Source organism: Bacillus sp. Je.9.29.b, from assembly GCF_051129925.1.
Classification (GTDB): Bacteria; Bacillota; Bacilli; order Bacillales; family Bacillaceae; genus Bacillus; species Bacillus safensis.
Genome location: NZ_JBCPSO010000003.1, coordinates 37,540 through 59,785, shown reverse-complemented (window position 1 = coordinate 59,785; position 22,246 = coordinate 37,540). Strand labels below are relative to the sequence as shown.

Sequence of the window (22,246 nt, the reverse complement as noted above, 5' to 3'; positions counted from 1 at the left end):
TAAGAAATACACTGCTCATAAAAAGTGAAAGTGTTAATGGTGGTTTTGCTTGAGGGCGTGTTGAAAGAGGAGGATGGTGATCATATCGGTGGCCCGCTGGTATAAATCCCATTGTTCATAGGCCGCAAATGTCATCCGTATTTCATGTAATGATTGCCTCATTTCATGATATTCTTCCACTGTAAACGAATTTTTCAGTTTGAGCTGATGTTCAAGCAATTTCAGCCTCAGCTTTCCTAATGGGTTTTTCATTCTGCCTACATTCCCTTCGCTCTTGTCTCCCTTAGAAAATTGTATATGAATTTACGTATAATATTGAATAAGTTGTAAGATATGATCACCAGCTTTTCGAAAAATCCTCCTCTTTTTTCCTAAAAATACAAGAAGGTCTATAGACTTATTTTTCCTCAAAATGATTTCAAGAAGAAAAACCTATATATATTCCTGAATCAAACAGAAGAAAATGGTAAATATCCCGAGAAGGTCAAGGCTTTTTGGCATTTCTCTTCTTTTTACTTGCACGGTCCGGCACTCCCTATTTCCAATCATTTGGTAGTTATTTAGTCCTTTATTTTCTGAATATTTTAATTCAATTGTCAATTACACAACTTAATGAACATTTGACTTCATAATTGATAACCATTATCATTTGATTTGCTTGCGTGATAATTGAGAATCATTTTCATTTGAAGAGACCATTCTTCAATCTCTACACTCATCCTATATCCGCAAGCCTGCTTTTATCATCGTATGAGAGTCAATTTGAGGAAGGGGATTTTTTACACATGTCCAAACGCCCTGAAGGAATGGGTACTGAGAATTCTCTTTTCGGAGAAAGCCGTCCTTTTTTTATACCCGGGACGGAGCAACTGGATATCACAGCACACCCATACAGACTTTTTATATTTAAACCGAATACTACTCCTCCAGCGGCTGGTTTTCCAGTCATGTACGTGCTTGATGGAAATTCACTTTTTGGCACAATGGTCGAAGCACTTCGTTTACAGTCAAGAAGGCCTGAAAAAACAGGTGTTGTACCTGCCATCATTGTTGGAATTGGCTATCAGACAGAAGCGCCCTATCATCCGCTCAGGCATTATGATCTCACTCTTACCGGCCCTGACGCTTCCATTGGTGGCAAAAGAAAGGACTTCTCCAACCATACATATGGCGGGGCCTCTGCGTTCTTTTCTTTTTTAGAAAAGATTGTAAAGCCTTATATCGAGCAGCGCTTTCCGATCAACCAGAGTCGTCAAACACTGTTTGGACACTCTCTTGGCGGTCTTTTTGTATTACACACACTATTTGAGCACCCTGATGCTTATCAGACATATATTGCGGGCAGTCCTTCTATCCACTGGAACAAAGAATTATTTCTAGAAAAAGAACACCAATTCACCAATCATATACATCAGGTGCCTATGGATGTCAGGCTGCTTGTAGGTGTAGGTGAGTTAGAAAAACATCATCCATGTCAAATGAATGATCATGCAAATTCACTAGCAAATCGTATGCTGCCTTTATCCGCATATGGTTTGCATACGTCCTATCATGAATTCCCTGAAGAAGGACATACGTCCGTTTTACCGGTGCTGATGAATTACGCTTTTCGTTTTGCACTCTATCATAATGATCCTTTCACAACCACAGACATGAAGGAAAGGCAGTGAACACATGAAACACAATGGTCTATCTCAAAAAATTGCCCTGATCACAGGCGCAGGACAAGGTATTGGACAAGCAGTCGCAAAAAGACTAGCCGAGGAAGGTGCGATTATTGCAGCAGTTGACGCAAATGAAGAGCAGCTGCAAAGCACCGTCCAGCAAATGAGGGATGAAGGGATACGTGCCTTTGCCTATCCAGGTGACATCACCGATCAAACTTCTGTTCAGCACATTGTTGATCAAATTGAAAAGCAGCTTGGCCCTATATATTTACTGGTCAATGTAGCAGGCATTCTTCGAATCAGTTCTATTGACCAGCTTAGTGCAGATGACTGGCAACAAACTTTCGCAGTCAACACACATGGTGTCTTTTACGTATCTCAAGCTGTCTCCAAATACATGATGAAAAGATCAGATGGGGTCATTGTGACCGTCAGCTCTAACGCTGGTGCCATTCCTAGAATGAATATGGCTGCCTATGCTGCTTCAAAAGCAGCAGCTACTTCATTTACAAAAACGCTTGGTTTAGAGCTGGCTGCTTATGGAATCAGATGCAATGTCGTCTCTCCCGGCTCTACCGCAACACCCATGCAATGGGCTTTATGGTCTGATGAACAAGGAGAAAATCAGGTAATTAAAGGCTCATTAGAGACGTATAAAACCGGTATTCCTTTACAAAAAATCGCTGATCCTCAAAACATTGCTGATGCAGTCATTTTCTTTGCATCTGAGCAATCCAGTCATATTACGATGCAGAACCTCACGATTGATGGCGGGGCAACACTCGGAATCTAGCATTTCATTTAAAAGGAGGCCTTTTCATGAAACATTCATTATTGTCGTCAGAAGAAAAAATACAGTTGCTTCAAGACTATCAGCCAGGCGCTTTTTTTCTTGCTTCACCTAAACGCACAATACTTGCCGAAGGGATTTTCCAGCATATTGAAACCAATCAGCTAAATGAACTATCCACAAGGGTAGCGCATGTATTTGACGATGCCAAACAAACTGGTATCCAAACACCGATTGTGGCTGGTGCTGTCCCATTTGATCCGGCGCAGCCCGTTCGTTTAAATGTACCAGTCCATGTACAGTTTAGTGATCCACTCGAATTTCAACAAGGTGATGAGGAGTCAGAAGCGGCATCGCCATCCTATGAGGTGACACCTGTCCCCTCTCCAGAGGTCTACATGAATGGTGTGAACGAAGGATTAGCTAAAATTGAGAACGGAGAGCTTAGCAAAATCGTACTCTCTCGATCTCTCCATCTCAAATCAAATCAAGACATTCATACGAAAACAATACTCGAACGACTGGCTCGTCATAATACGACTGGCTATACGTTTGCTGCAAATATAGCTGACCCGAAGGCTTCCCAAAAGCGCACACTTCTTGGGGCAAGCCCTGAACTGCTTCTTTCAAAAACTGGTTCATCTGTGATTTCTAATCCACTCGCTGGTTCTCGGCCGCGCAGTTCAGATCCAATAGAAGACCAGCGCCGCCGTGATGAACTCCTTACTTCAGCGAAGGATTTACACGAGCACGCAGTGGTTGTCGAAGCTGTCACTAAAGCGCTTACTCCACACTGTCATACACTAGATGTGCCTGCATCACCATCCGTCATACAAACAGAAACGATGTGGCATTTATCTACTGTGGTCAAAGGTGAATTAATAGATTCCAATGTGTCCTCAATTGATTTGGCGCTTAGCCTTCATCCAACACCCGCAGTATGCGGAACACCTACAGCAGATGCACGTGAAGCCATTCAAGCGATTGAACCCTTCGATCGAGGATTTTTCACAGGAATGATCGGTTGGGCAGATACAAATGGTGATGGTGATTGGATTGTCACCATTCGTTGTGCAGAAGCTGAGGGTCACTCCCTGCGTCTCTTTGCTGGTGCAGGAGTGGTCAAAGGATCAAAGGCAGAAGAAGAGCTAGCTGAAACATCTGCAAAATTCAACACGATGCTTCATGCGATGGGCATCCATCAGTGATAAAAATAAATAGGAGATGACAAAAACATGTTTGTTCAACCACCTACATGGCCAGAAGAATTTGCAAAACGCTACCGTGAAAACGGCTGTTGGCGTGGGGAAACCTTTGGCGGTATGCTTCGTGAACGAGCCGCATCGCTAGGAAATAAAACAGCCATTACATACGCTGATACGCACATAAGCTACCAAGAACTTGATCAGCGTGTCAGCAGTCTTGCCGCCGGTTTTCATCAGCTTGGAATTCAAAAGGGAAGTCGAGTTGTCGTACAGCTTCCTAACATTCCTGCTTTTCTTGAAGTCATTTTCGCTTTATTTCGAATCGGTGCTTTACCCGTCTTCTCTCTGCCATCTCATAGAAGCAGTGAAATCACTTATTTTATTGAGTTTGCCGAAGCAGATGCATATGTCATACCAGATATTGATGGCGGCTTTGATTATCGATCACTCGCACGTCAAGTGAAAGAAAAGCTTCCCTCATTACCTCATGTCATTGTTGCAGGGGAAGCTGAGGAATTCCTTGGCTTGGATGATCTGCGCAAGGATCCAGCACTCGATCCTCAAATTCATGTAGAGGCAAGCGATATTGCGTTTCTTCAGTTATCTGGAGGCAGCACAGGCCTTTCAAAGCTCATTCCTCGTACACATGATGACTATATTTATAGTCTTTGGAAAAGCAATGAGGTGTGCGAGCTCACACAAGATAGTGTGTATCTAGCTGCACTTCCAGTTGCGCACAACTATCCATTAAGCTCACCTGGCGTCCTTGGGACGTTATACGCAGGCGGTAGAGTCGTTCTTGCACCTGGATCAAGCCCTGATGTCGTCTTTCCACTCATTGAAAAAGAACGGGCGACCATTACCGCTGTCGTTCCACCTATCGCATTGATTTGGCTAGAGGCCGCTCCTCATCGATCAGATGACTTATCGAGTCTTGAGGTCTTACAAGTCGGTGGTGCTAAATTCAGTGCTGAGGCAGCAAAACGAGTGATGCCTGCCCTTGGATGTAAGTTACAGCAAGTTTTTGGCATGGCAGAAGGTCTGGTCAACTATACCAGATTAGATGATCCTGAACATGTCATTATTCATACACAAGGACGCCCAATGTCTGAATATGATGAGGTACTAGTGGTAGATGATGAGGACAAGCCCGTCCCGCATGAAGTGGCTGGACATCTTTTAACAAGAGGACCTTATACGATTCGCGGCTACTATAAAGCCGATGAACAAAACAAAAAAGCATTTACACCCGATGGCTTTTACAGAACAGGTGACATCGTGCGAATAACCAAAGAAGGAAATGTTGTTGTAGAAGGCAGAGACAAGGATCAAATCAATCGTGGCGGCGAAAAGGTTGCCGCTGAAGAAGTTGAGAACCATTTACTTGCCCATCCTGACATTCATGATGCCGCCATGGTGTCTATGCCAGATCCATTTCTTGGCGAACGCTCATGTGCCTTTGTCATTGCGAAAGGAAACAACAAACCAGCACCGCACGTCTTAAAATCATTTCTAAGAGAACGCGGACTTGCAGCCTATAAAATTCCTGACCGCATTGAATGGATCGATGCATTCCCACAAACAGGTGTAGGCAAAGTCAGTAAAAAAGCATTAAGAGAATTAGCTGCAATCCATACTGCCAACGTATAAAAATGAGGAGTGAAAATCATGGCAATCCCTACTATTCCTGCATATCCAATGCCAAGCACACAAGATTTACCCGAAAATAAAGTGAACTGGATCCCTGATCCGAAGCGTGCTGTCCTGCTAATACATGACATGCAGCAATATTTTTTAAATGCATTTCAACAAGATACATCACCGGTCACAGAGTTAGTTCAGCATATTGAACAATTACGTGATACATGCAATGAACTTGGCATTCCAGTCGTCTACACGGCTCAGCCTGGTGACCAAGACCCGAAGGATCGTGCCTTATTAACAGATTTTTGGGGACCTGGACTTGGTGATGATGAAGCATTGACAAAAATCATTGATCAGCTTGCTCCATCTGAAGCAGATACAATGCTGACAAAATGGCGTTATAGCGCATTCAAGAAATCTAATTTTTTGGATATCCTTCAAGAAGGCGGGCGTGATCAACTGATCATTACTGGCGTATATGCACATATTGGCTGTATGCTGACAGCCGCAGAAGCATTCATGCTCGATATTGAAACCTTTTTTGTCGCCGATGCCGTCGCTGACTTTTCACTGAAACATCACAAAATGGCCATGACCTATGCAGCTGAACGCTGTGCAGTCACCACAACGACAAACCAAATCATCAGTCGTTTAACAGGAAAAGAAGCAAACAGTGATGATTTATCCTTTGAGACCATCGTTCACCAAGTAGCTGAGTATCTCCATATCGAGCCAAATGAAATACCACTTGATGAGAATCTCGTCTACCTTGGGCTTGATTCTATTAGAATGATGAGCCTAGCGGAAAAGTGGAGGCAGCAAGGAGCGACAGTTAATTTCGTTGAGCTTGCCGCAAATCCAACGCTCGCTCATTGGCGGACTCTTCTTTTCCCAGAAAAACAGCCATCTATCCCAAATATCGATTACTTGTAAAGGAGGTATAGACCCTTGTCGATCCAGTCAGTCGATTCATTCCCACTAACCGGTGCCCAATCAGGCATTTGGTACGCGCAGCAGCTTGATCCAGCTAATCCTATTTTCAATACAGCTGAGTATATAGATATTAAAGGTCCTATTGATCCCATACATTTTGAAGCCGCCATTAGAAAGACTGTCTTAGAAGCAGATTCCTTGTATATGCGCTTCGTTGAGGATACTGACGGTCCAAAGCAATGGTTCTCATCTAAGAAAGAGATTCCATTTCAATTGATTCATTTACAAAATGAAAAACAGCCGCTTGATGCGGCTAAAGCATGGATGAAGACAGATCTTTCAACACCAGTCTCTTTAGAGAAAGATGTATTATTCCGTGAAGTACTTTTTCAGCTTGCTGACGACCGATTTATCTGGTATCAGCGCATTCATCACATTGCCATTGATGGATTCGCCTTTTCGCTCATTGCACGTCGTGTTGCTGAGGTCTATTCAGCCCTATCGCAAGGAACACCTGTGCCTCCTCAAACATTTGGAGCCTTACATGACGTAGTCCAAGAGGAGACCACTTATCGACAGTCCAATCGATATGAAGCTGATCGAACGTTTTGGAAAAATCGCTTTGCTGATCAACCTGAAATTGTCAGCCTTGCTGAGCTTGCCCCAAGAACGTCGGATCATTTTATCCGAAAAACGGCTGGCTACGATGCCAAAAAGGTAAGCAAAATGAAAAAAAATGCTCAAGCCTTCGGTGGTACGTGGCATGAAATGATCCTTGCAGCATCCGCTTTATATATGCATCGTATGACTGGTGCACATGATATTGTTTTAGGATTACCTGTGATGATGCGCCTTGGATCGTGCGCCTTACAAACACCAGGAATGGTCATGAACCTGGTACCGCTTCGTTTAACATGCAAACCAGAAATGACACTCTCAGCACTTGTTCGCCAAGTATCTGATGAACTAAAAGCCATTCGCCCTCATCAAAGATATCGTCACGAGGACATGCGGAGAGACTTTAAACTCATCGGAAGAAATCAGCGATTATTTGGCCCACAGATCAATATCATGCCATTTGATTATAATCTCATGTTCGATCAGAGCGTTGGTCAAGCACATAACCTTTCAGCAGGACCCGTAGATGATATATCGATTAACATATACGACCGCGCGGATGGGAACGGATTTCAAATCGACTTTGATGCAAACCCTGCCGTTTACAAAGAGCAAGCAGTTGACGCTCATCAGCAGCGTTTTCTTCAATTGCTGGAGGAAATAACCGGACTAGAGCAAGATCAGACGATCAGTCAATTCAACCTTCTTTTGTCTGAAGAGAAAGAGAACATCCTCAAGCACTGGAATGATACAAAACGAGAATTACCAAAGGAATCTTTACGGGAACTATTTGAAAAACAGGTGAGCAAAACACCACAAGCAAAAGCATTACAGTTTGAAGGAATTACTTTGACCTATGAGGAGTTGAATAAGCGGGCTAATCAATTAGCTCATTATTTGAAAAAAAATGACATTGGACCAGAACAATTTGTCGCAATTGCTCTGCCTCGGTCCATCAATATGGTCGTAAGTCTATTAGCCGTCGTCAAAACGGGAGCCGCATATCTGCCACTAGACCCTGATTATCCTAACGATCGTGTCGCCTATATGCTAGAAGATGCCAAACCAGCGTGCTTGCTCACAGTCAAAGAGACAGCAGACGGTTTGGACCATCCGCACATCGTTCAGCTGGATGATGCAACTGTTCATCAGGAGATAGCAGACAGTCCGCACCTCAATCCGACTTGGAGCGAGGGCTCTCCACATCACCCGGCTTACATCCTCTACACATCAGGATCGACAGGCAAACCAAAGGGTGTTGTTGTAACAAAACGAAATGTGATCAACTTTATATTGTCTATGCAAGATTCATTTTTATTAGATCAAGAAGACCAGCTTTTAGCGGTAACGACCATTGCCTTTGATATTTCTGGGCTGGAAATGTTCCTACCGCTTTTACATGGTGCTGCTATTTTATTGGCAAAAAAAGAAACCATACAAGAACCAGCAAAGCTTTCAGACATGATTCGTTCTCATCATGTCACAATCATGCAGGCAACGCCAACGTTGTGGCATGCGCTAGCAGATGAGTACCCTGATGTGATCACAGGTATGCGTGTTCTTGTTGGAGGTGAAGCACTCCCTGCCTCCCTTTTGCACACATTGCAATCTCTTCAATGTGACATTACTAATTTGTACGGACCTACAGAAACGACGATCTGGTCTACGATGGAAAATGTCACAGCACACCGGGAGAATAGCGGGCCGGCAATTGGTAAACCCATTTGGAATACGAGCATTTACATTTTAGATGAAGGACTAAACCCAGTCCCAGCAGGATCAATCGGTGAGCTTTATATTGCAGGTGAAGGAGTATCCAGAGGATATCTTGGACGATATGATTTAACGGCTGAACGTTTTGTTGCTGATCCATTCGGCACAAAAGGCACACGAATGTATCGTACTGGTGATTTAGCCAGATGGCGTGAAGATGGTTCGATTGATTATATCAGTCGTGCTGATCATCAAATTAAAATCCGCGGCTTCCGTATTGAACTAGGTGAAATTGAAACAGTGATGATGCAGCATAAAGCCATAAAGCATACATCTGTTATCGTTCGTGAGGATCAACCTGGGCAGCAGCTGCTTTGTGCGTATGTTGTGCTGACAGATGGCTCTTCTCTGCACCCTTCAGAGCTCAGGCAGTTTGCGGCTGCATTACTTCCTGATTACATGGTGCCTTCTGCTGTTGTCGTTTTGCCAGAACTTCCACTTACACCAAACGGCAAAATCGACCGCAAAGCATTACCAGCACCAAATATGTCTTTAGTCAGTTCTGAGCGTACACCTAGAACACCACAAGAAGACATGTTATGTAGTTTATTTGCAGAAACCCTGGGTCTATCTCAAATCGGCATAGATGATAGTTTCTTTGACTTAGGAGGACATTCCTTACTCGCCGCTCGTCTGCTTCGACGTATACGCGATACACTTGGTGCAGACCTAAGCATGAGTACCATTTTTGAATCTCCTCGGGTTGCTGAGCTTGCGCAGCACATTGACAAAGCGAAGGACATTCGGCCGCCGCTTCAGGTAGAAGACAAGCCAGATGAGATTCCGTTATCCTTTGCCCAGAAACGGCTCTGGTTCCTTCATTGCCTTGAAGGGCCAAGTCCAACTTACAATATTCCACTTGTCATTCAGCTGACAGGTACACTAGATCAAACAGCTCTCATTGGTGCTTTAGCAGATATCACTGAAAAACATGAAACCCTTAGAACCATTTTTCCAAATAAGAACGGCATGCCAAGACAGGTCATTTTACACCCCAAAAGTGTTCAGCCTGAACTCCATGTCACAGCTTCAAGCGATCAACAAATTGAGAATCAGTTAAACGAAGCCATTCGCTATAGCTTTCAGATTGAAGAAGAACCTGCACTTCGAGCTGAATTATTCATGCTTGATGCAAATCGGTCTGTCCTGCTTCTATTGCTGCATCATATCGCTGGTGACGGCTGGTCACTTGCACCATTGACACGAGACTTAGCGGCTGCTTATGAAGCCCGTATACAAGGAAAATCTATCCCCTTGCCAGCGGAACCTGTTCAATATGCTGACTATGCTATTTGGCAGCAGAAGCTGTTGGGCAGTGAAGAAGAGACGGATAGTCTATTTGCCAAGCAGCTCAGCTATTGGAAAAGTGCCTTACATGACTTGCCTGAAGAACTTGAGCTTCCCTATGACTTCCCGCGTCCACAGGAAGGAAGCTTCAACGGTGCGACGATAGACTTTACGATTGAACCCGCTTTACATCAGAACCTCCTTGAGCTTGCAAAGCAGTATCAGGTGAGTTTGTTCATGGTGCTTCAAGCATCACTTGCAGCATTACTGACACGCCTTGGAGCGGGGACAGATATCCCAATCGGCAGTCCGATTGCTGGACGGAATGACGATGCACTTGACGACATTGTGGGATTGTTTGTGAACACACTAGTATTACGTACAAATACAGCTGGTAATCCAACCTTTAGTGAGCTATTGAAGCGAGTGCGAGACGTTGACTTAGCAGCGTATGAGCATCAGGATCTGCCATTTGAACGTCTAGTCGAAATCCTAAATCCAACCCGGTCCAGATCACGAAATCCATTGTTCCAAGTCATGCTTGCCTTCCAAAATACACCGAAGGCAGAAATGAAGCTGACACAACTTGACTCAGATCTTTACGTGAAACCAGTAGGGTCAGCTAAATTTGATTTGACCATCGAATTGACAGAACAAAGAACGGAAACTGGATCAGCAGCAGGATTAACAGGTTTGTTTGAATTCAGTACAGATGTATTTAAAGAAAGCACCATTCGAGCAATCGCTGACAGAATGAAGCGCTTTTTAACTGAAGTGACTGAGCGCCCACACGTGCCAATTGGTCAAGTGAACATTTTATCAGATAAAGAGCGGCAAACATTTCTCCCTGACAAAAAGACTTTTGCTCAGTTAGACCAAGCACATAGTCTCCCGGCCTTATTTGAAAAAACGGCGGAGCAATACCCTGATCGGGTCACAGTAACGGATGGCAAGAGGCAGCTGACCTATGAAGAGTTAAACAACAAAGCCAATCGTCTTGCTCATTTATTAATAGAAAAAGGCGTTGGACCAGAACAGTTCGTTGCACTTGCCCTGCCTAGATCAATCGATATGCTCGTAAGTTTATTAGCCGTTCATAAAGCAGGCGCAGCCTATGTTCCGCTTGATCCTGATTATCCAGCAGACAGGCTGGCATACATGATACAAGATGCCAAACCAGTTTGCAGCATCACAACAAAAGCAGATGCAGTGCACCTCCCTGCTGATTGCGATTTGATTTTGTTAGACGAAAAGGAAACGAGCGATCAATTGCTGACTATGCCAAATCACAATCCGGCTGATATAGACAGAATTGAGCCGCTATCTTCTCTGCATCCGGCCTATATTATTTATACATCCGGTTCTACAGGGAAACCAAAAGGAGTGGTCATCCCACATCAAAATGTCATCCGTCTTCTAACATCTACTGAACATTGGTTCCAATTTGATGAAGAAGATGTTTGGACAATGTTCCATTCATATGCCTTTGACTTTTCAGTATGGGAAATTTGGGGACCACTTTTATATGGCGGCCGACTTGTCATTGTACCTCATACCATCTCTCGCTCTCCAGAAGAGATGCTGCAGCTTCTAGTTGAGGAAGACGTGACTGTACTTAATCAAACACCTTCTGCCTTCTATCAGCTCATGCAGATAGACAAGGAACAACAAACACTTGGTCAAGCATTATCACTCCGCTATGTCATCTTTGGCGGTGAAGCATTAGAGCTTAGCAGATTAGAAGATTGGTACAGTCGTCACTCAGACTGTAAGCCAAAGCTCATTAACATGTACGGCATCACAGAAACTACCGTACACGTTACGTACAATGAACTCAATCGAGACATGATCACAAAGAACTCCAGCAGTTTAATAGGCGAACCGATTCCTGATTTACACGTGTACGTTCTAGATGAATACCTGCAGCCTGTTCCCCCTGGGACGACAGGTGAAATGTATGTAGCTGGAGCTGGCCTTGCAAGAGGTTATTTAGGCAGACCTGACCTGACATCAGATCGATTCCCTGCCGATCCTTATGGCGCACCTGGCACAAGGATGTATCGCACAGGCGACCTTGCGCGCTGGACAGAAGAAGGGGCTCTTGATTACATTGGCAGAGCTGATCATCAAATTAAAATACGCGGCTTCCGCATTGAACTTGGAGAAGTCGAAGCCGTTCTGGCACGCCACGATACAGTTGCACAAGTTGCCGTCATGATGCGAGAGGATCAGCCTGGCGACAAACGCTTAGTCGCATATATCGTCCCAACTGAAGAAAACCGTTTCGATACAGAGACCCTTCGTCAGTTTGCAGCAGCCAGTCTTCCTGATTACATGGTGCCCGCGGCATATGTACAAATTGACACCATGCCGCTTACAGCAAACGGGAAGCTTGATCAAAAATCACTGCCGGCCCCTCAATTGCATGTACAGCAAACGGATGGCCGCGGCCCTAGAAACCCGAAAGAGGAAATCCTATGTCATCTCTTTGAAGAGGTGCTTGATTTGCCTAAAATCAGCATAGACGATCGCTTTTTTGACATTGGCGGGCATTCCTTACTTGCGGTTCGTTTAATCAGCCGCATTCGTGATGCACTTGGTGTCAAACTAAGCATTGGAACATTGTTTGAAGCACCAAATGTAGCAAGTTTGGCAGAAAAACTAGAAACAGGAAGCGATGAAAACGCACTAGACATCTTGCTGCCGCTTCGAACAAATGGAGAAAGATATCCTCTCTTCTGTGTTCATCCAGCAGGTGGTTTGAGCTGGTGCTATGCAGGTCTCTTGAATACATTAGAAAAAGACATCCCTATTTATGGATTACAGGCTCGAGGAATCGCAAGAAAAGATGACTACCCGCACACACTAGATGATATGGCTGCGGATTACATCAAGCACATCCAAACGATTCAGCCAAAAGGTCCTTATCATCTTCTTGGCTGGTCACTAGGCGGAAACGTTGTACAGGCAATGGCTACACAGCTCCAGCAGCAAGGTGAAGAAATCGCACTCGTTGCGATGCTGGATGCCTATCCAAATCATTTCTTACCGATTAAAGCAGCACCTGATGAAGAAGAAGCACTAATTGCTCTTCTTGCGCTCGGCGGTTATGATCCAGATACCTTAACAGGTGAACCGCTCACGATGAAAAGTGCCGTCGACATTTTGAAAAAAGATGGCAGTGCACTAGCAAGCTTAAGTGAAGATGCCATTAGAAATCTAAAAGAAACCTATGTGAATTCAGTTCGATTGCTCGGAGAATATCAGCCAAAAACTTATCAGGGGGACATATTATTCTTTAGATCTACCATTATCCCAGATTGGTTTACACCAATTGATCCCGAAGCATGGGCACCTTATATCAACGGAACAATTGAACAGCACGACATTCATTGCCGGCACAAAGACATGTGCCAGCCTAAACCCTTAGCAGAAATTGGTGTCATCTTAGACAACGCACTGCATCGGGTCAAACAAAAGCACTAAGAATAAAGGAGAGATGACAAATGACAAATCCCTTTGATCGTGAAGACGGTGTATTTCTTGTGCTTGTCAATGAACAAGGACAGCATTCACTTTGGCCATCATTTGCACCAGTGCCAGATGGATGGGAAAAGGTTTTTGGTGAAGACACTAGAAATGCCTGCATCGATTATATCCAGACACACTGGCAGGACTTGCGGCCATTAAGCTTAACAAAAGAACCTGCGCTAGCTCATGGAAAAACGGAATAAATCACCGCACCCTGATCTCCATCAGGGTGCTTTTTTGACAGAATAAACATCACCATCTTTCAGCTCTTTCTGCTACAATTTAATTGAGAATGTTTATCAATCAATAAGAGATCAGGTGGTTTTATGGGAAACAACAATCAATTACGTACATTGGCAAATGCCGAACAATTCATCTACCGATTAACATATACTGAAAAAATAAATAATGCAGAGCTTCCACATACGGAGCAGCAGCTATCAGATACATTCTGCCTCCTCTTCAGCATAAGCGGCAGCGGTTTACTCACATTGAACGATCAAAAATGGCGATTGAAACATCTGACACTCTATACGATCATGCCTGGGGAAACATTTATGTTGAAAACAGAGCCTTATCAAAAACACGAGCTCTATCTGTTTCGCTTTCAGCTCTACACGCTGCAAGATCAAAACATAGGAGAAGTATCAACGGCAAATGCCCGTTCTTTACTGAATAAATGGCAATTTATTGATATTAGCTCGATTGAACATATTCATTCTTTATTGTCCGATATGACAGAGGAATGGCAAAAACCTGAATCCATTAGCTTTTTTAGAAGCCAAACTCTTTTCCAGCAGCTTATTATGCAGCTTTTCACACTGCATAAAGAAGATATTTGTGACACGGCACATGCCCTTTTCAAAACAAAACAATATATCGATCAACATTCCGAAGAACCCCTCAGCCTGACAAGTCTATCTCATATGGCTGGCATCAGCGCCAATCATTACAGCGAGCTATTTAAAAAGCATTTTGATGTGAGTGTCACTGATTATATCACCAAGAAAAGGATGGCTAGAGCCAAACAATTAATGGCAAAAGGCAACGCAAAGCTCAAAGACATTGCACTTGAAATCGGCTATCAAGATCCGTATTACTTCAGCCGCATCTTTAAGAAAAAAACGGGCATGACCCCTTCTACTTATATGAAAAGCCGTCAGCGGAAAATTGCAGCCTATGGCCATTCCATACTCGGCCAGCTCACACCCATTCATATCATCCCATATGCTGCTCCCCTTCACCCTAAATGGACAGCACATGATTTTGAGCATCATGCAGAAGAAATTCCGATTCACCTGAGTGCACATCGGATCAACGAGCACGCTGAAGCCAATTTACAGCTATTAAAGGAAACAAAACCTGAGCTGATCATTGCCAATGATCATGTGACAGAGGAAGAAAAACAAGTGTTAAAAACCATCTGTCCTGTTCACTTTGTTCCATTCACACAATTGGATTGGCGCACTCAATTCAGACAAACAGCTATGTTCCTAAACGAAGCGAAGGAAGCAGAAGAATGGCTGATTCATTACGAGGAACTCGTCATTCAAGCGAAAAAGGCATGCCTTTTGGATCATCCACCAAAAACCGTCCTGCCTCTTCGTATCTTTCAAGATCAGCTCTACTTGTCTGTAAATCGCACCATGTCCGAAGTGATTTTTCAAGACATTGGCCTTCTGCCAGCTTTTCAGAATGATGGTCAGCTAATAGAAAAAAAAATCAGCATTCGCTCTATACAACAGCTAGATCCAGACGCCATCTTCCTCTTCCTGCATAAGGAGCCAAAAACCATTGCCTTTTATCAAAAGTTAAAGCAGCAGGAGGCTTGGCAAAATCTCAAAGCTGTGACGCAGCAAGCCGTCTATCCGCTCACTTCTGACCCTTGGCGTGAATACACAGCAGCCAGTCATCAACGAGTCATTCAGGACCTTTTATCTTTTTTTCCGTAAAAAGTCCATCCTTTGACAGAGATTTGTCTATGGATAAAAGGACGAAAGCCTAATACAATCTTTAATTGAGAACAATTATCAGTTAAAGGAGAAAACAAATGAAAAAATGGTTCGCATTGCTTATCCTTTGTATCATGACGATCACCGCAGCAGCCTGTGGTGCTGCAGAAAATAAACCTGCTTCAAACACAGCCAAAAGCAAGTCAGCTGAAACAGCAGAAACAAATATCAACTACTTAGATCAAACGTACAAACTCAAAACACCAGTGAAACGAATTGTCATTGCTGGAAGCCTTGAATCAATGGAAGATGCAAAATTACTTGGTATCGAGCCTATTGGTGCTTCTACTGTAGGCGGCACATTCCCTGAATTATTTAAAGACATTACAGCGAAAACAGAAGGCATCGGTGAAAAAACAGAACCGAACCTAGAGAAAATCTTAAAACTAAAGCCAGATGTGATACTCGGATCAACCAAGTTCCCGCCTGCAACAATTAAAAAATTGGATAAAGTCCAAACAACAATCCCAGTATCCCATGTCTCTTCTGACTGGGAAAGCAATCTATTATTACTCGGTGAACTGACTGGAAAAAGTAAAGAAGCGAAAAACATCATTTCTGATTATCAGAAAGATCTCAAACAAGCGAAAGAAACCCTGAAAGACAAAAGCAGCAACAAAACAGCTGTCATTTTGCGCATTAGACAGGGCGACCTGTACGTATATCCAGAAGACGTATATTTCAACTCTACCTTATATGGGGATTTAGGATTTACAGTACCAAGTGATATCAAAAAAGCCAAAGCACAAGCATTGATTTCATTGGAGCGCCTAGGCGAACTCAATCCTGACTATATTTTTGTTCAGTTCTCTAAAGAGGAAAACTCATCGAATCCAAATGCATTGAAAGACTTAGAGAAAAATAAAATTTGGACAAGCCTAAAAGCTGTGAAAAATGGGCACATCAATGAAAATGTCGTTGATCCTATGCTTCAAGGAGGAACAGCACTAAGCAAAACAACCTTCCTTGACAAGGCCGTCAAATGGTTAGATCAAAACAACTAAAAAGATGCGTGATCAGATTTTTGACAAAGGGCTAAAATGTTTAGCCCTTTGTCTTCTTTTCAACGTAGTTGAAAACCTTTAGGAGAGGATACACATGAACGGAACATTTCTATATGACGAGTTTAATGGGCGTCAACTTGATATTTACCTTCCGCAGGACACCTCTATTGATGTTCCAGCTGTCTTTGTACAAGATGGCTCTTCTTTGTTTAGAACACACCTGCTAGAGATCGAAAGAATGATCGAAACCAAAACTATCTCGCCAATCATCATCGTCGGCATACACCCCTTCAATCGACTTGACGAATATACACCATGGAAGGCGTCATCACTGCGATCTGGGTTCCCTGACTTTAAAGGCGAGGCACAGACGTATGTGTCATTTTTAGCGAATGACTTGCTCCCATATATCAAAAGAGAATATCCAGTTCAAGAAACCTGTCATGAACATAGCCACGTAGGTGCTTCATTAGGCGGGCTGTTTGCTATTTATACTTTATTCATGCACCCTGATCTTTTTAAAAACATCGCATCGATCTCCGGGTCATTTTGGTATCAAGATTTTCTATCGTTTGCTAAACAACAAAGCATTCAGTGTGTGGATCACCTTGTCTATTTGTCTGTAGGCAGTGAAGAAGGGAAAGGAAAAACATCTGCTCAACAGCACATGCCTTTATTCAACAAACAACTACATGATCTTTTATTACAGAAAGGGATGCAACAAAGGCAGCTGCAATATCACATCGAACAAGGGGAGGGCCATCACCAGAAACAATTTCAAAAAAATTTCTTATCGGCCCTAAAGTGGTTTTATAAAGGAGAACGCTAATTTTTTATCAGCATGGCACAAAGCCGATATGATATATTGGAACGTATAGATTGAAAGAGGAGGGATTTGCGCTTGAGACCTTTACAAATCTCAGCCGATACCGCACAAAAGCTAGCTGCATCACTCAATGTACCGTTAGAACAAATCATGCATATGCCGCAGCATATCTTATTAGCTAAATTAGCGGAGCTTGAACAGAAGAAAGATCGTTCTTCTTAAAGAAATAAAGGAGTTTACATTCATGGAACAACAACTAGAAAAATCAACATTACATCCTCGCAGTACAGGACAAACCATCCTGCTGATTGCTGGGATTTTGCTCATTGCATTTAATCTTCGGCCTGCCATTACATCCGTTGGCCCTGTTATCGGCGCGATTCGTTCCGATTTACAGCTTTCAAATGGACTGGCGGGTTTTCTCACGACATTACCACTGCTCTCATTCGCATTGCTTTCTCCAATTGCACCTAAAATCGGAAAACGACTGGGCAATGAACGAACCCTCTGGCTTGGACTTGCCGTCCTTCTCTTTGGGATTGTGATTCGCTCGTTTGGCACCATCACCTTCTTAATGATTGGAACCGCGCTAGTCGGCGTCGGAATTGCGATTTGTAATGTGCTCTTACCGGGGCTTGTGAAGCATAAATTTCCTGCACATGCAGGTTTGATGACAAGTGTATATACGACTTCAATGTCCGTTTTCGCTGCACTTGCATCAGGTGTCAGTGTTCCGCTCAGTCATACGATGCCTGGCGGCTGGAATACATCATTCCTTGTTTGGGCTGGACTTGCCCTTCTCGCCATGATGGTTTGGGCGCCGCAGCTTCTTCATCAGAATACAGCGGCCGTCAAAAATATTTCTCTTACAGAGCAGCCAATATGGCGTTCACGTGTTGCATGGCAGGTAACCTTTTTTATGGGGTTGCAGTCATTCCTTTTCTATAGCAGCATCGCATGGTTTCCTGATATCTTAACATCACATGGAATGAACCTGTCGACAGCTGGCTGGATGCTGTCCATTATGCAGTTTGTTGGGCTGCCATCCACCTTCTTAACGCCCGTTTTTGCAGAAAAATTAAAAACGCAAAGACCGCTTGTCGCCGGCCTTGTCCTTGTGTATTTACTTGGCATGATTGGACTTCTCCTCGGAGGATCGACGCCTATCCTTGTCATCTCTGTTCTTTTGATCGGCATTGGACAAGGGGCCAGTATCAGTCTTGCCCTCACATTCATCGGATTACGAACAACCAATATGGAACAAGCAGCTGCCCTCTCTGGCATGGCGCAGTCTCTCGGTTATTTACTAGCTGCTGTTGGGCCGTTCATGATTGGAATCCTATTTGATTCCACACATACATGGACACCAGCGATTATCATCTTTATCATCATCCTATTTTTCATGTTTTTATCCGGTATGCGTGCCGGACGCAGCGTCTATATTTCAGATCCTTCATAAAAAAAGAACCCGCCTCCTCGTGAGACGGGTTCTTTTCTGCTTATGCCTGCTCTGTCACATGTACCTTTAACGTTGCTTGTACCTCTGGATGAAGCTTTACCGGTACATTTGTATAACCTAACGCACGGATGGCGTCATTCAGCTCGATTTTGCGCTTATCGAGTTTAATTTGATGATCTTTTTGCAATTTATCAGCGATTTGTTTGCTTGTAATTGAGCCAAACAAACGGCCGCCTTCACCTGATTTTGCAGTGAGTTCCACTGTTAACGCCTCAAGTGTTTCTTTTAATTGTTTTGCTTGTTCAAGCTCTTGGATGGCATTCTTTTTCTCTTTGTTTTTCTGCCCTTCCAATGCGCTTAGGTTCGTTGGAGTTGCTTCAACAGCTAACCCTTGTTTGATGAGAAAGTTGTGAGCGTATCCGTCAGCTACATTCTTGACTTCGCCTTTTTTCCCTTTGCCTTTTACGTCTTTTAGAAAGATGACTTTCATCTTTGAACCCCTCCTTCGAAATATTCGTCTATGGCAGCCTTTAACTTCCCTACCGCTTCTTCAATGGTTATACCATAAATCTGGGTAGCAGCGTTAGTCAAATGACCGCCGCCGTCTAATGCTTCCATAATAATTTGAACGTTGATATCCCCTAATGATCTGGCACTAATGCATACTGTGTCGTCATCTCGTCTAGCGACAGCAAATGACGCTTCTACCTCACTCATTGACAACAGGGAATCAGCCGTCTGGGCAATTGTAATTTGATCATAATACTCCGACCTGTCAGATGGCAATGAAGCGATAGCCACCTGATTTTGATACAGCTCTGTATGCTGAATGAGTTTTGCTCGTTTGATGTAATGATCGACTGTTTCTTTTAAGAACTTTTGCACAAGGACAGGATCTGCTCCCTTTGCACGAAGATAGGATGCTGCATCGAACGTTCTTGACCCCGTTCTCAGAGAGAAACTCTTCGTATCAACAATGATCCCAGCCAGAAGCGCAGTCGCCTCAATCATGTTAATCCGCAATTTCTTCGGCTGATACTCTAAAAGCTCTGTCACAAGCTCTGCTGTAGATGAAGCATACGGCTCCATATAAACAAGTAAAGGATCACGGATAAATTCCTCGCCGCGTCTATGATGGTCAATGACCACGACATTTTCAATCTTATTCAGCAGCCGTTCCTCCATGACGAGAGAAGGTTTATGCGTATCCACGACCACAAGCAATGTGTCATCCTTTGCAAGCTCCATTGCTTCCTCTGGTGTGATAAAACGTGACCAAAGCTCTTCATAATTCTTAATTTCACTAATTAAGCGTTGAACACTGTCGCCAATCTGGTTGGCATCAATGACAATATAACCTTCTTTTCCATTGGCCTGGGCAACCTTTAAAATCCCAATGGATGCACCGATTGAGTCCATGTCTGGGAACTTATGCCCCATGATCATGACATTACCGCTTTCAGATACAATTTCTTTTAAAGCATGAGAAATGACCCGTGCGCGTACGCGTGTCCGTTTCTCCATTGGATTCGTTTTTCCACCGTAGAATTTCACTTTTCCATTCGGCTGTTTAATGGCGACCTGATCCCCGCCTCGTCCGAGGGCAAGGTCAAGACTCGACTGCGCAAGTGCTCCAAGCTCTTTCAAAGAAGGAACGGACGCACCGATCCCGATACTCAGAGTGAGCGTCGCACTATGTGCCCCTGTTTTCTCACGGACCTCGTCTAAAATAGAGAATTTCGACGCTTCAAGCTCAGCTAAAATACTCTCATTTAGAACCGCCATAAATCGTTCAGACGAAATTCTCTTCAGGAAAATACCATATTCTTGTGCCCAATTGTTGAGCAGAGACGTCACTTCACTATTAATCGCGCTGCGCACTTGATCATCAAGTCCCTGCGTGACATCGTCGTAGTTGTCTAAAAAGATATAAGATAACACCGTTCGTTCATTTTCGTACTGTCGTTCAATCTGCACCTGTTCCGTGACATCAAAGAAATATAAAAGGCGCTCTGACCGTTTAATAATGACTTTGAATTTCCGGTCATTCAGCGTCACATTTTCGGTCTCGACCTCTTGTTTAATAAGAGGCACAATGGACTCGAATGTATCGTACAAGGATCTGCCGACAAGTGTGCTTTCATGAAAGCATGAAGCGAGAAACGGATTCGTCCATTCGATATAATACTGGTCATTAAACAGCATAATACCAATAGGCATCTCCATTAATGCTTCTTCTCCAACCTTTTTGACTCGATAGGATAATGTTGAAATATATGAATCAATCTCTTTCTGCACTTGCGTATCTGCCCACTTTAAGAAGTAGAGCACACCTGCAAGGACGAAAAGACCAACTGCTCCTATGATCCAATTAAAATAAAGGTTGAGGAGGACTGTGACCACCGCAAGAACAATTAACGCGAAGATCGGATACTTGATGACAGGTTTTCTATAGAAGCTTGGCACTGATATCAACTCCTCAACATTCAGAGTGAATTATTTGTTTTTTACTTTTTCTCTTAAATCAAAGCCTATGTCAGCAATCCCTATAATTCGCACAATCACACCGATCGGCGGAAAGAAAACCGTTAACACAACAGCGAAAATGGGTACCGCTTTTGAGATGTTTTTTTCGTGGCAATAATAGAAGAGAAAAGAAAATCCCTGAATAAGCACCAGTATAAATAAAATTTGAAACGCACTCGTTTGAACGAGCCATAAAAAGCTGCCTTTTTCCGTCTGAATCAGCATCAAAAGCAATGTGAGTAAATAATACCATACCATGCTTTTTGGCAGCCGCATATCCTTAAATTTCTTCAAGGACGGCATGTCTTTGACAAACCGTTTGATCAGAGGCTGCACGAACCAGTGATTCACGAAAGCCATCAGGGTGACCAATATCAATAACGCTACAGGTAAAGCACTTAATGCCGTATCCTGCATCTCTTTAAACTGTTTGAGCTGTTTGGCTATGTCCTTTTCAGAAGCCCCGGATTGCTTTAAAACACTCTCTACCATCGGCATCATTTGCTCAATCGACTCTTTCGCAATATTCATGATATCGATTTGAAAGAGCTGAACACTGATAACAAAAGAGATGAGAATACTGAACAAATAAATCAGCGCACCTGTAATGATGGCATTCCCAGGCTGCCTTCTGCTGTAGAAAACACCCATGCCTATTCCGACGGCAATTAAGATAGGTGCACTCATGAGTCCAGCCATAGACCCAATTAAAAAGCTGATCACTATGCCAATAGCGCCAGCAGCAATTCCTTTTTTCAAGCCGTGTCTGATTGTATAGAGGATGATCGGAATCGGAGCAGCTAGAAAGAAAATAATGGATAATAGCGGCACATACAAATAAAACAGCATCATGACCGCAAAAATACTCATCATGATTGCGCCCTCTACTAACGCTTTTGTTTGTTTCACACCTTCACCTCTATCCAATCCTTTTGTCTATATCTTGCTCAATGTGTCCTTCTATGTATACG

At 43.4% G+C, this 22,246-nt stretch carries 16 protein-coding genes; 12 read left to right on the top strand and 4 right to left on the bottom strand.

What is annotated here, in order from left to right; translation table 11 throughout:
- Positions 1 to 33 precede the first annotated feature (33 nt).
- Positions 34 to 252, bottom strand: a complete 219-nt coding sequence (locus AAZR19_RS06495; RefSeq protein WP_041105827.1) for a hypothetical protein — start codon at positions 250 to 252, stop codon at positions 34 to 36.
- 533 nt (positions 253 to 785) lie between these two features.
- Here AAZR19_RS06495 and AAZR19_RS06490 point away from each other — a divergent pair.
- The 12 genes from AAZR19_RS06490 to AAZR19_RS06435 all read left to right on the top strand — a co-directional run bounded on the left by AAZR19_RS06490 (position 786) and on the right by AAZR19_RS06435 (position 18,749).
- Entirely contained in the window at positions 786 to 1,670 is an 885-nt protein-coding gene (locus AAZR19_RS06490; RefSeq protein WP_434702640.1) for an alpha/beta hydrolase, read from the top strand.
- Between the two features lie 4 nt (positions 1,671 to 1,674).
- Entirely contained in the window at positions 1,675 to 2,460 is a 786-nt protein-coding gene (locus AAZR19_RS06485; protein WP_041105831.1) for a 2,3-dihydro-2,3-dihydroxybenzoate dehydrogenase, read from the top strand.
- 26 nt (positions 2,461 to 2,486) lie between these two features.
- Positions 2,487 to 3,665, top strand: a complete 1,179-nt coding sequence (gene dhbC / locus AAZR19_RS06480; protein WP_349905989.1) for an isochorismate synthase DhbC — start codon at positions 2,487 to 2,489, stop codon at positions 3,663 to 3,665.
- A gap of 27 nt (positions 3,666 to 3,692) precedes the next feature.
- On the top strand, positions 3,693 to 5,312 hold the full coding sequence (locus AAZR19_RS06475; protein WP_262090779.1) for a (2,3-dihydroxybenzoyl)adenylate synthase: 1,620 nt from the start codon (positions 3,693 to 3,695) through the stop codon (positions 5,310 to 5,312).
- Positions 5,313 to 5,330: 18 nt separating this feature from the next.
- Positions 5,331 to 6,239, top strand: a complete 909-nt coding sequence (locus AAZR19_RS06470) for an isochorismatase family protein (protein WP_434702637.1) — start codon at positions 5,331 to 5,333, stop codon at positions 6,237 to 6,239.
- Between the two features lie 15 nt (positions 6,240 to 6,254).
- Positions 6,255 to 13,403 (top strand): amino acid adenylation domain-containing protein, encoded by a 7,149-nt coding sequence (locus tag AAZR19_RS06465; RefSeq protein WP_434702635.1) that lies wholly within the window; start codon positions 6,255 to 6,257, stop codon positions 13,401 to 13,403.
- 20 nt (positions 13,404 to 13,423) lie between these two features.
- Positions 13,424 to 13,651 carry an MbtH family protein gene (locus AAZR19_RS06460; protein ID WP_025093680.1) on the top strand — a complete coding sequence of 76 codons (228 nt, stop codon included), beginning with the start codon at positions 13,424 to 13,426 and terminating at the stop codon, positions 13,649 to 13,651.
- 123 nt (positions 13,652 to 13,774) lie between these two features.
- Positions 13,775 to 15,400 carry a helix-turn-helix domain-containing protein gene (locus tag AAZR19_RS06455; RefSeq protein WP_434702633.1) on the top strand — a complete coding sequence of 542 codons (1,626 nt, stop codon included), beginning with the start codon at positions 13,775 to 13,777 and terminating at the stop codon, positions 15,398 to 15,400.
- Positions 15,401 to 15,498: 98 nt separating this feature from the next.
- The gene (locus tag AAZR19_RS06450; RefSeq protein WP_056766754.1) at positions 15,499 to 16,464 is read left to right on the top strand and encodes an iron-hydroxamate ABC transporter substrate-binding protein; all 966 of its coding nucleotides are present in this window, start codon (positions 15,499 to 15,501) and stop codon (positions 16,462 to 16,464) included.
- A gap of 94 nt (positions 16,465 to 16,558) precedes the next feature.
- Positions 16,559 to 17,293, top strand: coding sequence for an alpha/beta hydrolase (locus AAZR19_RS06445; RefSeq protein ID WP_434702631.1), 735 nt, complete (start codon positions 16,559 to 16,561; stop codon positions 17,291 to 17,293).
- 72 nt (positions 17,294 to 17,365) lie between these two features.
- Positions 17,366 to 17,512 carry a YycC family protein gene (locus tag AAZR19_RS06440; RefSeq protein WP_064498621.1) on the top strand — a complete coding sequence of 49 codons (147 nt, stop codon included), beginning with the start codon at positions 17,366 to 17,368 and terminating at the stop codon, positions 17,510 to 17,512.
- Between the two features lie 22 nt (positions 17,513 to 17,534).
- A complete protein-coding gene (locus tag AAZR19_RS06435) occupies positions 17,535 to 18,749 on the top strand; it encodes a CynX/NimT family MFS transporter (RefSeq protein ID WP_263639890.1) in 1,215 nt (404 codons plus the stop codon).
- A 40-nt stretch (positions 18,750 to 18,789) separates the two neighbouring features.
- Here the strand turns inward: AAZR19_RS06435 and rplI are convergent, their stop codons facing one another.
- Genes rplI through AAZR19_RS06420 form a run of 3 tightly spaced genes read right to left on the bottom strand, consistent with a single transcriptional unit; the run spans position 18,790 to position 22,184 of the window.
- Entirely contained in the window at positions 18,790 to 19,239 is a 450-nt protein-coding gene (gene rplI, locus AAZR19_RS06430; protein ID WP_008359128.1) for a 50S ribosomal protein L9, read from the bottom strand.
- Positions 19,236 to 21,215: a DHH family phosphoesterase gene (locus AAZR19_RS06425; protein WP_024427639.1), complete on the bottom strand. Its 1,980-nt coding sequence runs from the start codon at positions 21,213 to 21,215 to the stop codon at positions 19,236 to 19,238. The genes rplI and AAZR19_RS06425 overlap by 4 nt, the downstream gene beginning before the upstream one ends.
- A gap of 30 nt (positions 21,216 to 21,245) precedes the next feature.
- Positions 21,246 to 22,184 (bottom strand): YybS family protein, encoded by a 939-nt coding sequence (locus tag AAZR19_RS06420; RefSeq protein ID WP_434702628.1) that lies wholly within the window; start codon positions 22,182 to 22,184, stop codon positions 21,246 to 21,248.
- Positions 22,185 to 22,246 lie beyond the last annotated feature (62 nt).